We start from the raw sequence: 12,789 nt of genomic DNA on the forward strand, positions 1-12,789 counted from the left end.
AGTAACCGAAAAGAGGCACCCGGCCACTGCTGGCCGGGTGCCCCTTTCAGGCGATCGCGAGGGTCACTCGCTGGGTGCGATCACCACCTCGTCGCTGCCGGTGAGCGCCGGGATGTCACCCTCGCCCGGGTCGGTGTACTCCGCCACGAAGACGGCGTTCAGGTCGTCCTGGCCGGGGTCGTGGCCACCAGGGACGCTCGTCACGATCGAGCCGCTGCAGCCGTTGGCGGTGGACTGCGGGTGGCCGTGCTCGTCGTGGCCCAGGACGTACGTCACCGAGACCCGGTCGCAGTCGACCGGCTGGTCGTCGGTCACCTCGACCTGGAAGTGCACGGTGTCGCCGAAGTGGAACGCCTCGCCGGGCGCCGGGCTGGTGGTCAGGGTCACCACCGGCACGTCGTTGCCGACGATCACGTCGACGTCGGCCGAGGCGTGCTTGCCGCGACCCGCCTTGCCCTTGTCCGTGACGGTCAGGGTCGCGCGGTAGGCCCCCGGCTCGGCGTAGGTGTGGGTGGCGGTCTTCCCGGTGGCGTCGAAGGTGCCGTCACCGTCGAAGTCCCACTGGTAGACGAGCTTGTCGCCGTCGGGGTCGGTCGTCCCGGCGCTGTCGAAGGCGACGGTCAGCGGCGGCTGGCCGGCGGTCTTGTCGGCGCTGATCACCGGCTTCGGAGAGTGGTTGCCGGTGCGGGCGATGTAGTCGATCCGGGAGACCTGGGCCTCCTCGTTCTCGCTGAAGTACCCGTCGCCGTACTCGAGCATGTAGAGCGAGCCGTCCTTGCCGAACTCCAGGTCCATCACGTTGTCCGTGGCGAAGGTGGAGAGCACCGACTCGATGCCGGTGAGCTCGCCGTCGGCGTCGAGCCGCATGCCCTTGATGTAGTCCCGACTCCACTCCGCGAACAGCGGGATGCCGTCGTAGTACTCCGGCCAGGCACCGGAGAGCGGGTCCTTCGTCGCCGACTTCCGGAAGTCGTACGCCGGGCCGGCCATCGGGGAGATGCCGCCGGTGCCGAGCTCGGGGAACTGCGCGGACTGGCCGTAGGTGTACCAGACGGTCGGCTGCGTCACCGGCGGGAGCTGAGTCAGACCGGTGTTGTGCCGGGAGTCGTTGATCGGAGCATCACAGTCGAACGCCGGCCCGGAGGTCCCGGTCGCGAAGTCGTAGTCGTGATAGGGCAGCTCGGCGGTGGCACACAGCGGCCAGCCGTAGTTGGCCGGCTTCGTGACGACGGTCCACTTGCCCTGGCCGGCCGGGCCGCGGTCCGGGTTCGCGGAGGAGGCGTCGGGCGAGTAGTCGGCCACGAAGATGCGGTCGGTCTCTCGGTCGATCTCGATCCGGAACGGGTTCCGCAGGCCCATCGCGTAGATCTCCGGACGGGTCTTGTCGGTGCCCGGCGCGAACAGGTTCCCGGCAGGGATGGTGTAGCCGCCGCCGGCCTTCGGCTTGATCCGCAGGAGCTTGCCGCGCAGGTCGGCGGTGTTGGCCGCCGTACGCCGCGCGTCGAAGGCCGGGCTGCGGTTCTCCCGGTCGTCGAGCGGGGCGAAGCCGTCGGACTGGAACGGGTCGGTGTCGTCGCCGGTGGCGAGGATCAGGTTGCCCGCGGAGTCGAAGACGATGTCGCCGCCGACGTGGCAGCAGCGCCCGCGGTCCACGGGTACGTCGATGATCTGCTGCTCGGTGGACAGGTCGATCTTGCCGCCCGCGTACTGGTAGCGGGAGAGGCGGATGGCGCCCTTGAACGGCGCGAAGTCGGCGGGCGTGCCGAACTCCGGCGCGTCACCCTCGTTGACGTCCGGCGTGGCCGGGTCGTCGACAGGGGTGTTCATCGGCGGTGAGTAGTAGACGTAGACCCACTTGTTGGTGCGGCCGTTGTATCCGGGGTCCAGAGCGATGCTCTGCAGACCCTCCTCGTCATGCTGGTAGACGTCGAACTCGGCGGCGACGCTGTTGACGCCGGTGTCGGCGTCGTTGAGCCAGACCTTCCCGGCCCGGGTGGTGTGGAGGACGTCCCCGTTGGGCAGGACCGCGAGGTCCATGGGCTCACCGGGACGGTCGTTGAGGGTCACCTTCTCGAAGTCCGTGTCCGGCGGCGGGGCGGCCGTCAGGGCCGCGTCCGCGGACGTCGTGAGGGGGAGAACCAGGAGCCCTGAGACCACGGTCGTGGCGACGCTCCAGAGGGTGAATCTGCGCACGGTCCATCTCCTTCTCTCGCTGTCGTGGGAGGGGAAGCGAGATCGTCCGCGAACGTAGCGATGTGACGCCGGTCACGTCAAGCGACTTGCGTTCTTTCGCAAGAAGATTTCGAAAGGCGGGACGATAGAGGCCCTCTGGAGCGGTCGGGCGTCGGGTTTACGCCTCCGCGCTGCTGGGCGCGTACACCGAGGCGCTGATCAGGTGAGCGGCACCGATGACACCGCCCTCGTCCCCCAGCTCGCTGAGCACGATCGGGAGGTTGCCGGTGGCCAGCGGCAGCGAGCGGCGGTAGGTCACGCTGCGGATCTCGGCGAGCAGCCCGTGGCCCAGCTTGCTGACCCGGCCGCCGATGACGATGAGGCCGGGGTTGAAGAACGAGACCAGGCTGGCGAGCACCTGGCCGATGCGGTGGCCGCTCTCCCGGATGAGCTGGACCGCCTGGGCGTCACCCCGTGCCACCGCGATGGCGATGTCCTCGGCGCTCAGCTCACCCTTCTCGGCGAGCAGCTCGGCCAGCACCGGGGAACGTCCGGAACGGGCCGCGGCGAGCGCCTCGCGGGCCAGCGCCGCTCCCCCGGAGAACGCCTCCAGGCAGCCGGTGTTGCCGCAGGCGCAGGTGGGGCCGAAGTCCTCGACCCGGATGTGGCCGATGTCGCCGGCGCAGCCGTCGACGCCACGGTAGAGCTCGCCGTCGACGACGATCCCGCAGCCGATGCCGGTGCCGATCTTGACGTAGAGGAAGTCGCGGGCGGTGCGGGCGACACCGGCGTGCTGCTCCCCCGCGGCGAGCACGTTCACGTCGTTGTCGAGCACGACCGGACAGCCCAGCTCGCGGGCAACCGCGTCCCGTACGGGATAGCCGTCCCAGCCGGGCATGATCGGCGGCGAGACGGACACGCCGCGGTGGAAGTCGACCGGCCCGGGTACGCCGACCCCGGCACCCATCGGCTGGGTGACACCGTGCTCGTCCAGGAGCGCGCGTACCTCGTCGAGCGCGGTCGCCAGCACCTTCTCCGGGCCGCTGCGGATGTCGCACGTCCGGGTGCGGGTGCCGATCACCGAGAGCCGTCCGTCGGTGAGGCCGACCGACATGCTGGTCGCGCCGATGGAGATGCCGACGAACCGGATGTCCGGCGCGAGGTCGACCAGGGTCGAGCGGCGACCGCCGCGAGAGGCCGCCGGCCCCACCTCGTGGGCCATGCCCAGCTCGGTGAGCCGGCCGACCTCGGCCGCGATCGTGGTGCGGGAGACGTTCAGCCGGTCGGCGAGCTGCACTCGCGACAGTGGGCCCTCGTCACGGAGCTGGGCGAGCAGCCGGGCCTGCATGGAGGTCTCGGCCCTGCCGGCGAGTGAATGGCGCATACCGGCGATCCTGCCATGCGGCACCTGCTGTTAACCCAGAAGCGCGTCGACGAAGGCTTCAGGCGTGAACGGAGTCAGGTCGTCGGGGCCCTCGCCGAGGCCGACGAGCTTGACCGGAACGCCCAGCTCGCGCTGGACGGCGACGACGATCCCGCCCTTGGCGGAGCCGTCGAGCTTGGTCAGGACGATGCCGGTGACGGCGACTGCCTCGCTGAAGACACGGGCCTGGATGAGGCCGTTCTGGCCGGTGGTGGCGTCGAGGACGAGCAGGACCTCGGTGACCGGGGTCTGCTTCTCGATGACGCGCTTGACCTTGCCGAGCTCGTCCATCAGGCCGGCCTTGTTCTGCAGCCGGCCGGCGGTGTCGACGATGACCGTGTCGACGCCGGTGTCGAGACCCTCCTTGACCGAGTCGAAGGCGACGCTGGCCGGGTCGGTGCCCTCCGGGCCGCGAACGACCTCGACGCCGACGCGCTCGCCCCAGGTGGTGAGCTGCTCGGCGGCCGCGGCACGGAAGGTGTCGGCGGCACCGAGGACGACCTTGCGGTCCTCGGAGACCAGGATGCGGGCGAGCTTGCCGGTGGTGGTGGTCTTGCCGGTGCCGTTGACCCCGACCATCAGGACCACACCGGGAGCGCCGTCGGCGCCGCTGACCTGGAGCCGGCGGTCCATGCCGGGGTCGACCAGCTTGATCAGCTCGTCACGCAGCGCCGCCTTCGGGTCGGCCTTGCCGCCCTCGACGCGCAGCCGGGTGCGCAGGCCCTCGACCAGCTCCTGGGTCGGCGCCACGCCGATGTCGGCGGTGAGCAGGAGGTCCTCGATGGACTCCCAGGTGTCCTCGTCGAGCTGGTCGGTCGAGAGCAGGTTGAGCAGGCCGCGGCCCAGCGCGTTGGAGCCGGCCAGCCGCTGGCGCAGCCGCACCAGGCGGGAGGCGGTGCTCTCCGGCTTCTCGAGGACCGGGGCGGCATGCTCCGCCGTCGCGGGCTCGGCCTCCCCGGCCGTCGGCCCCTCGACCGTGGGCTCGGTCGGGCGGGTGATGACGTCGGTCCCCGCCTCGGGCGACAGCGAACGGTCCTTGCGGCGCCGGGTGCTGGTGACCAGTCCGACGATGCCGCCGCCGATGATCGCGACAGCGGCGACCGCGATGATGACGATGAGGGTGACCATTTCCATGGCCTCATCCAATCAAATCACGCGTTGTTTTCCGTAGTTCCTGACTTGCGCTCACCGAACAGCTCGGCGAGATGGTCCTCGCGGCGGGTCTGCAGGCGCGTGGCCGGGCTGAGCGTGGGGGCCGTGTCGACGGCCCGCTCCATCGCCTCACCGAGCTTGGTGGCGTACGGCATCTTCTGTCCGCGGTGGGGGAAGACCGTGTAGACGATCACGAGTCCGGCCAGCGCGACGATGAGAAACATCGCCACGAAGATGACAAGGATGGTCAACACTGGCTCGGCCAGCCCCCTTCTGAATCGCGCACGGACGGCGTCCACCCTTGCACACCCGTCGCCCGAGGCCCACAACGCCACGCGCGCGAGCACCCGCGCGGGTGCCTGGGCGCGTCCCGGCGTACGGCGCGGGATCTCGACAACGTCCACCGTGCCGGTAGTGTTTCACGGCATGAGGATCATCGGGACAATGATGGTCCGGGACGAGGTCGACATCGTCGCCGCGATGATCGAGCACCACCTGGACCAGGGTGTCGACACGTTGATCGTCACGGACAACGCATCGGTCGACGGCACCACCGAGGTACTCGAGCGCTACGCCGCGACGGGACGGGTCGAGCTCCACCACGACCCCGTCCACGAGAAGCAGCAGGGCAAGGTCGTCACCGCGATGGCCCGGCGAGCGCGCACCCACTTCCGTGCCGACTGGGTCCTCAACCTCGACGCCGACGAGTTCCTGGTGCCGAAGGACAAGGGCCTGACGGTACGCCAGGCACTCGAGGCCACTCCCCTCTCCCTCAACGCGTTCACCGTCGAGGTGGAGAACCTCGTCGGCCCGCCCGCCTGGAAGGGCGGCGGCATCAACCGGCTCCAGTGGCGCGACCGGCGCCCCGACGAACGGCTCGAGGCGGTAGGGCTGCACGCCCACCCGACGCCCAACGCGATCCACCGCGGCGAGTCCGACATCAAGGTCGTCCAGGGCAACCACTTCGTCTCGCTGACGAGCAACGGCCAGCCGGCCGACGAGGTCGCCATGGAGGTGCTCCACCTCCCCTGGCGCTCCTGGTCCCAGCTGGAGCGCAAGGTGATCAACGCCGGCAAGGGCTACGAGGCGAGCCCCGACCTCCGGCCGAGCCCGCGCCACCACGGGATGCGCGACTACCAGCGCTATCTCGCCGGAACGCTGCAGGACGCCTATCTCGCGCGCACGCCCACCCGCGCCGAGCTCGCCGCCGGGGCCTTCTCGGGCGACTACTCGTTCGACGACTGGCTCACCAATCACCTGCACATCGTGCTCGGCCGCTCGCTCGTCCCCGACCTGCTCCGAGACGTGCTCGACCCCGAGAACGACAAGGCCGTGCCCGATGACGAGCACGCGCTCGGTGCCGAGCGCGGCCGGGCCGCCCTGGCCGCCGAGCCCTACATCCCACCCCGCAATCGCTGAACTCTTTCCAGGAGGACCTGTCTTGCCCACCTTCAGGGGCGCCGTACGCCGCGGCCTCGCTGCCGCGGGTCTGCAGACCGTCCGTGCCGCCGACGCCGAGGCAGCGCGCCTGCACGACCGGATCGACGAGCTCAAGCAGCGCAACCAGAGGCTGCGTACGAAGGTGGAGGGGTTGCAGGGAGACCGCAACCGCACCACCGCGGTGCCCGCGATCCCGGGCATGGACCGGCTGGAGCTGCGCCGTGAGCAGGTGCTCGCCGGGGTCAAGCCCGACGCCCTGATCCTGGAGATCGGCCCCGCGCACAACGCGATCCTGCCCAAGCGGGACGGCTACGACGTACGCATCGTCGACTATCTCGACCGTGAGGGCCTGGTGCAGCGGTATGCCGGTTTCTCGCAGTACAACCCCGATGACATCGAGGAGGTCGACTACGTCTTCCGGCCGGGAACTCCCTGGTCAGAGGTGATTCCGGAGCGGTTCGACCTGATCGTCGCCTCTCACGTCATCGAGCACACCACCTCGATGATCGACTTCGTCAACGAGTGCGAGAAGCTGCTCAACCCCGACGGCGTGCTCGCCCTGGTGATCCCCGACCACCGCTACTGCTTCGACCGGTTCCGTGAGCGCGCCTCGCTGTCGCGGGTCATCGACGCCTCGCTCTACCCGTCCTCGGTGCACACCATGGGTGCGGTCATCGAGGAGCGGCTCAACGCGGCCAAGCACGGCGGCATCACCGCCTGGGGCCCGCGCCACAAGGGCGACTACACCTTCGCCAACAACCTGGAGACCGTGAAGGCCAACGGCGAGGAGGCCCGCCGCGGGGAGCGCTACATCGACACCCACAACTGGGTCTGCACCCCCCACCACCTCCGCCTGCTCCTCCAGGACCTCGCCGACCTCGGCTTCATCTCGATGCGCGAGACCTCGTTCCACGACACGGTCAAGCACGAGTTCTTCATCAACCTCTCCCCCTCAGGCGAGGGCACCGGCCTCGCCCGCGAGGACCTCCTCGTCCTCGCCGACGACGAGCGGCGCGTGCTCGACCAGGCCGTCTTCGAGAAGTAGGTCGCCACCCGGTCGAATCTGCAGTTGTGGGTGACGAAACTGCAGATTCGTCACCCACAACTGCAGATTCGGCTGGGGTATCAGCGGCGGAACTCGCGGAGCGCGAGAGCCGCGGCGAGACCCACGACGACACCGAGAAGCGTCTCGGCGAAGCGGGACCACAGCAGCGCGTCGACGGGCTGCGGATGGCCGAGCTGCACCATCAGCAGCGAGAGCGGGGTGATGACGACGAGCGCGAGGCCGTAGTGGCGCCCGACGAGCAGCTCGGTGACCGCCTGGAGAGCGGCGACGACCACCGCGACGACGAGGGCCGGCAGCGAGATAGAGAGCAGCACGCCCGCCAGGACGAGACCGATCACGGTGCCCACCACCCGCTGCAGTCCGCGGGTCGTCTGGGCCATCAGCCCGGTGACGCCGAACGGCACGGCCGCGGCCACCATCGCCCAGTAGGTGTGGCTGAGCCCGAGCGCGGTCGAGACCGTACCGGCCACCACGACCGCCACGACGACCGCCGTCGCGTGGTCGATCCGGACCTCGCCACGGTTCGCCTCGACCGAGGCGCCGTTGACGGCGAGCCGCTCCTCGAGCAGCCCGAGGGCAATCGCGATCAGGGCGGCGGCCGCGGCCACCCCGACCGCCACCGCGACCCCGGACATGGTCACCGGAAGCGCCGCACACGTGGCCACCGCGAAGACCAGGAACATCGGCCCCGGAGGCCGCAGCACGAACCGGTCCGACAGCATCGAGCCGGCCGCCGCCCACACCGCGGCGGCGGGGATGACGAGCCAGGCCCGGTGCGAGGAGGTCGCGACGAGCGCGCCGCACAGGACCGCGAGACACATCAGCGCCCCGGCGGCCGCCTGGGTCCGCCACCGTCCCCGCAGCGGCTGCCGGCCGCCGTAGATCGAGGCGAAGGTGCCGAAACAGGCGTACGCGGCCAGCTCGATGTGTCCGGTCATGGCCAGCGCCACGAGCCCGATGAGCAGGGTGACGCTTGCGCGCCAGGCGGGCGAGTGGCTTCCGGGCGCCGGGGAGACCTTTACGGACTCCTGCATCAACCGCTCGAACCTGCTCCGGTCGCTGCCTGACCCGTCTCGTCCCTGCCGTATCGCCCTCATCGCACCAGACACCTTAGGGCCAGGTGGACTTACCAGTTAGTCCAGGCGGGTTCAGCTCAGCCGGCCGAGAAGCTCGGCGACGCCGTCCCCGTCCAGGTCCGCGACCGCCGCGCGACGACCGGCCATCGCCATGACCAGGTCGAGCAGGCGGCCGCTGACCTCAGGACCGTCACCGGCTGCGAAGTCGGCGTCGACCGCCCGCAGACGCAGCCCCGCGACCAGCGACTCGCTGTTGACCGCGAAGTCCTTGGTCGCGAAGAACCTCGCGACGGCGGTGAGCCCTTCGGCGTCGGGGTCGTGCTTGATTCCCAGCGGTCGCCGGATGTCCTCGCCGTGGACGATCAGCTCGCCCAGCCCACCGACGCTCTCCGTACGCGGCAGCCTGATCGGTCCGATCCCGGCGAACCGTGCCAGCGTCTCCTCGGGCGTGGCCCCGCGGAACTCCTCGAGCCGCCGGCGGTTGTGTACGTCCGGATCGAACCGGGCCCCGATCATGCTGCGCAGCCAGCCCGGGAACGAGAGCTGCGAGGCCGCGCCGAGGTGGGCCAGGACCTCCTCCGTGTCCCACTCGCCGCACAGCGTCGCCGATCTCCACTGCTCGGGCGAGAGCGACCTCAGATCCTCCGCCAGTGCGTCTCGCTCGCGCAGCTGGATCGTCGAGAGCTTCGTCATGCGGACACTCTGACAGGTCCGGGCCGCGCGAGGCGTGGCACCGTCGGCCTACGCGCGGTCCCGTCTCGTCCGCTCCTCGAGCGCGATGTCGAGGAGCGTGCGGGCGCGGGCGTCGAAGCCATGGTCGCGGTGGATGCGAGCGGCCTCGGCGCGGATGTGCTCGTCGGTGCCGAAGACGACCGAGGGGTCGGGCATCGAGGACCACTTCACCAGGTCTTCGGGGGTCTCGTAGACCTGCACGGTGTCGCCGAAGACCTCGCGGAGTCCGACGACGTCGTCGGAGATGACCCGGGCACCGGAACCGACCGCGTCGAAGAGCCGGTTGGAGATGAAGCCGTAGTCGCGCATGTCGGCCCAGTGGTCGTTGAGGACGACCCCGGCGGCCCGGTATTCGGCGCCGAGCCGGGTGTTGGACATGTGCTGGGCCTTGACGTAGTGGCGCGGGATGTAGGGCTCCCAGCCGTGGCCGTAGACCGACAGCGGCAGCCCGGCCGCGACGGCGTCGTGGATGATCGGGCGCTCGACGTCGCGCGAGGTGCCGACGAAGAGCACCGCGTGACCGGAGTCGGGCAGGGCCCGGTCGGGGTTGAACAGCTCGGGGTCGGTGGCCTGCAGCAGCGGGTCGATGCGGATCCCCCAGCGTGCCGACATCTGCTCGGCCCACCGCGGGCCGGCCGCCAGCAGCCGGTCGAAGGCGGCCGCCTCGGCGCGGGTGACCGTGTCGGGGTGGGAGATCACCCAGCCGATGTTGATCCGGCCGTCGGGCGCGGGGAAGTAGCGCGAGAGGCCGCGCAGGGTGACCACGACGTCGTCGTCGAGCGAGCTCGGCCGCTCCCACTCGTAGTGGTGGTCGACGACCGCCGACTGGCCGAGCTTGCGCAGTGAACGCGCCAGCGCGCGGGCGAAGTGGGTGTCGCCCCACCGCTCCCCCTCCGGCGCCCCCGGCGCCGAGATCTTGATCGACCAGCGCAGCTGCGGGACGCCCTCCACCACCGACACCCGGGGCAGAGGAGCGATGATCGGGCGGGTGGCGGCGTACGTCTTCGCCGGACCGGTCGGCTCGCCGGCCGTCGCCCGGCCGACGACCTGGTAGCCGCAGGCCGCCCAGGCGGCCACGTCGTCGCGGGGCTCGGTACGCCCGACCCAGCGGTCGAGGTAGATCAGCCGGTTGCGCGGGGCGCGCGCGAAGCGGCCCTTCGACTTCGACTCGTGGTGGACGACCTCCGAGGAGGTCACGACCCGGAAGGATCCCGGCCGCAGCTCGGCGAGCCGGTGGCACAGGTCGACGTCCTCCATGCCGTTGGTGAAGATCGGGTCGAACCCCTGCAGCGCGACGACGTCGCGGTAGCGCATCACCAGCGCCGCCCCGGTCAGCGCCGAGAACCGGTGGCCCTCGAGGCCGGCGGCGTCCTCGGGCGGGTACTCGGCGAGCATGTTGTAGGGCAGCCCGCCGTAGGGCGGGAAGACGACGCCGGCCGACTGCACCGAGCCGCTCGGGTAGAGCAGCAGCGGCTGCACCGCGAGCACCTCGGGGTCGGCGAGCGCCTCGACCAGCGGCTCCAGCCAGCCGTCCAGCGCCGTGGTGTCGTTGTTGAGGAAGACCACGGTCTCCCCGGTGACGTACGGGATGGCGAGATTGTTGCCGAGCGCGAAGTTGTGGTTGACGGTGCTGTGCACCACCTTCACCTCGGGGAAGCGCAGCGGCAGCGAGTCGAGCACGGCCGAGACGCGGGCCGAGGAGCCGTTGTCCCAGACCACGATCTCGAGCCGCTTCTCCCCCGCGCCGTGCTCCATCACGGCCTCGACGGCGCCCACGGTCAGCAGCGAGTCGTCGTAGGTCGGGATGACCACCGAGACCACGTCGGGGTCAGGGGTGCGCGCAGCGAGCGCGGTCCAGTCGACGAAGGTGCGGTTGCGTACGACGTCCTCCCACGACTCCAGGTCGAAGGGGTCGAGCGGGACCCGGTCCTGGCGGGGACGGCGAGGGTTGATGCCCTGCCGTCGCTCGACGCCGACCTCGGGCACGACCGCGACCTCTGCCTTCGAGGTCAGTCGCAGCGCGAGGTCGTAGGCCCAGCCGACCCCGACGTCGTCGCGCGGCCCGCCGACCTCCTGCAGCAGCGGCCTGGCGATCAGCAGTCGCGAGACCAGCGCCCGCATCAGCGGACCCGGGACGTCCGGCCCCGGCGACGCCGGAGGTACGTCGACCGCGAACCGCTGCTCGGGCAGCCACGGCCGCTCCAGCACGTCGGCGACCAGCGGCCTCCCGGTCGCCTCGGCCACCGAGACCAGTCGCGCGAGACGACCGGGCCTCCAGACCTCTCCCCCGGCGACGTACGCGACGAAGTCGCTGCTCACCTGCGCGAACGCGGCAGCGACGCCGGGCTCACCGCGGTCCGGGTCGCCGGGCACGACCCGGGCCGCAGGGACGATGTCGGCGACCGACTCGGCGACCGACGGCGTCAGGCCACGGTCGATGACGATGATCTCGGTGTCCACGCCGTGCTGCGCGGCGACGCTGCCCAGCGTCGCCCGGGCGAGCTCGTCGGAGGAACCGAGGTCGACGATGACGCTGACGGTGCCGACGGGCTGACGACCGGCCGGAACGGCACGCACCGGCTCGATCGCCGGCCGCCAGGTCTGCGGGACACCCTGCCGGGCGTGCCATTCGGCGCGCCGGTCCCGGATCCAGTCGCGCAGGTCGGGGAAGCGGCCGTCGACCTGGGCGAGCCAGTCGTTGGCGCGCCGTCCGTTGCGGGCTCCGCGGTCGACGTAGTGGCCGATCGCGCCGCCGTAGAAGTTCTCGGTCTTGCGCCGCTCGGTGTAGCCGTCGGTGTCGAAGAGCGGGTGGGTCGGCTGCAGCCACAGCTCGGCGCGCAGCCAGTAGAGGAACGGGTCCTGGTCGCCCATCTGCTTGCGCAGCCGCGGGGTCAGACGGGCGACGAAGAACTCCGGGTCGAAGAGCGGGCTGGGCTGGGCCAGCTGCTTGCTGCGGTCCTGCTCGAGGTAGTGGCGGGCGGCCCGTTTGCGGTCGAGTCGCTGACCGACCTGCTCGGCGTACCACTCGTGGTCGAACAAGGGACAGTCGACGAGCAGGCGCACGTCGTCGGCCCGGCTGTAGAGAGGCGAGTCGTTGTAGACCTTGCGGGCCAGGTCTCGCCCTCTGCGCAGGCCGCCACGTGCGATGCGCTTCAACTCTTCGTCCACAGAGGTCCCCCAAGACGCTCTAGATCGTGCTTCGGCAGTGGGTCAGACTGTCACAGTGCCGAGTGGCGGTGAACGGCGCCACGCACGTTCACCCAACTGTCAAGGTCAATTCTGCCGCCACAGCGGCATGACCGCCTCCCGGATCTCATCGGGCATCGGCGTCACCGGACGTGACGGGTCGGTGTTGTCGACGTAGACGTGCACGAACCGGCCTTCGGCCGCGGCCTCCTCGCCCGGCCCCTGGAAGAGACCGATCCGGTAGATCACCGACGAGCTCCCGACCTTGTCGACGACCAGCCCGGCCTCGACCGGCTCGGGGAACCCGATCTCGCGCAGGTAGCGGCACGAGGTCTCCGCGACGATCCCGATCTTCGGCAGCTTCCGTACGTTCACGCCGGTCGTCTCGAACAGGTAGGCGTTGACCGCGGTGTCGAAGTACTCGTAGTAGGTCGCGTTGTTGAGGTGACCGTAGGCGTCGTCGTCGCGCCAGCGGGTCGTGATCGTGCGCCAGTGCACGTAGTCGGCGCGGGTCGGGGCCTTGCGGTCAGGAGTGCTCATCG

General features: G+C 70.5%; 10 protein-coding genes. 2 read left to right on the forward strand and 8 right to left on the reverse strand.

Annotated features, from left to right (window positions below; translation table 11 throughout):
• Positions 1-63: 63 nt before the first annotated feature.
• The 4 genes from HD557_RS17670 to HD557_RS17685 all read right to left on the reverse strand — a co-directional run bounded on the left by HD557_RS17670 (position 64) and on the right by HD557_RS17685 (position 4,998).
• On the reverse strand, positions 64-2,193 hold the full coding sequence (locus HD557_RS17670; RefSeq protein WP_196874816.1) for a PQQ-dependent sugar dehydrogenase: 2,130 nt from the start codon (positions 2,191-2,193) through the stop codon (positions 64-66).
• Positions 2,194-2,350: 157 nt separating this feature from the next.
• Positions 2,351-3,556 carry an ROK family transcriptional regulator gene (locus HD557_RS17675; RefSeq protein WP_008358254.1) on the reverse strand — a complete coding sequence of 402 codons (1,206 nt, stop codon included), beginning with the start codon at positions 3,554-3,556 and terminating at the stop codon, positions 2,351-2,353.
• Between the two features lie 30 nt (positions 3,557-3,586).
• Positions 3,587-4,729 (reverse strand): signal recognition particle-docking protein FtsY, encoded by a 1,143-nt coding sequence (ftsY, locus tag HD557_RS17680; RefSeq protein WP_196874817.1) that lies wholly within the window; start codon positions 4,727-4,729, stop codon positions 3,587-3,589.
• A 17-nt stretch (positions 4,730-4,746) separates the two neighbouring features.
• On the reverse strand, positions 4,747-4,998 hold the full coding sequence (locus HD557_RS17685; protein ID WP_196874818.1) for a hypothetical protein: 252 nt from the start codon (positions 4,996-4,998) through the stop codon (positions 4,747-4,749).
• 175 nt (positions 4,999-5,173) lie between these two features.
• Here HD557_RS17685 and HD557_RS17690 point away from each other — a divergent pair, with 175 nt between their 5' ends.
• On the forward strand, positions 5,174-6,166 hold the full coding sequence (locus HD557_RS17690; RefSeq protein ID WP_196874819.1) for a glycosyltransferase family 2 protein: 993 nt from the start codon (positions 5,174-5,176) through the stop codon (positions 6,164-6,166).
• 22 nt (positions 6,167-6,188) lie between these two features.
• Positions 6,189-7,232: a methyltransferase domain-containing protein gene (locus HD557_RS17695; protein WP_196874820.1), complete on the forward strand. Its 1,044-nt coding sequence runs from the start codon at positions 6,189-6,191 to the stop codon at positions 7,230-7,232.
• A gap of 80 nt (positions 7,233-7,312) precedes the next feature.
• Here HD557_RS17695 and HD557_RS17700 read toward each other — a convergent pair whose 3' ends face one another.
• From HD557_RS17700 to HD557_RS17715, 4 genes are all read right to left on the reverse strand, one after another.
• Complete coding sequence (locus HD557_RS17700; protein ID WP_196874821.1) at positions 7,313-8,287, reverse strand: FUSC family protein; 975 nt, start codon at positions 8,285-8,287, stop codon at positions 7,313-7,315.
• Positions 8,288-8,401: 114 nt separating this feature from the next.
• Entirely contained in the window at positions 8,402-9,022 is a 621-nt protein-coding gene (locus HD557_RS17705) for a maleylpyruvate isomerase family mycothiol-dependent enzyme (protein WP_196874822.1), read from the reverse strand.
• A 48-nt stretch (positions 9,023-9,070) separates the two neighbouring features.
• Positions 9,071-12,217 carry a glycosyltransferase gene (locus HD557_RS17710; RefSeq protein WP_231380348.1) on the reverse strand — a complete coding sequence of 1,049 codons (3,147 nt, stop codon included), beginning with the start codon at positions 12,215-12,217 and terminating at the stop codon, positions 9,071-9,073.
• 117 nt (positions 12,218-12,334) lie between these two features.
• Positions 12,335-12,787, reverse strand: a complete 453-nt coding sequence (locus tag HD557_RS17715; protein ID WP_008358262.1) for an acyl-CoA thioesterase — start codon at positions 12,785-12,787, stop codon at positions 12,335-12,337.
• Between the last annotated feature and the right edge of the window lie 2 nt (positions 12,788-12,789).

The organism is Nocardioides luteus (assembly GCF_015752315.1).
Classification (GTDB): domain Bacteria; phylum Actinomycetota; class Actinomycetes; order Propionibacteriales; family Nocardioidaceae; genus Nocardioides.